Raw genomic sequence first — 201 nt, 5'->3', positions numbered from 1 at the left:
GGAAACGATAATTTCCGCTTCTTCAATGTTGACGGAAGTTGTACAAAGATTGATGACTTCAATAAGCTTGGTACGAAGGTCTTCGGGTTTTACTTTACTTGGTACTTTAATAATCTCGCCTTTACGGCTAAAGTCTTGCTCCGGACGTTTAAATACTTTCGGACGAACTGTTCCCATTTGTGGACGGTAGTCGGGACAAAG

At 41.8% G+C, this 201-nt stretch carries 1 pseudogene; it reads right to left on the bottom strand.

The features are described from left to right. Window positions 1-201, bottom strand: a pseudogene (locus Ga0466249_RS26395) (electron transfer flavoprotein subunit alpha); the annotation flags it as partial.

Origin of the sequence: Pelorhabdus rhamnosifermentans, assembly GCF_018835585.1 — a bacterium.
Lineage (GTDB): Bacteria > Bacillota > Negativicutes > UMGS1260 > UMGS1260 > Pelorhabdus > Pelorhabdus rhamnosifermentans.
The sequence above is the reverse complement of the archived record's forward strand: the minus strand, read 5'-3'. Positions and strand labels throughout refer to the sequence as shown.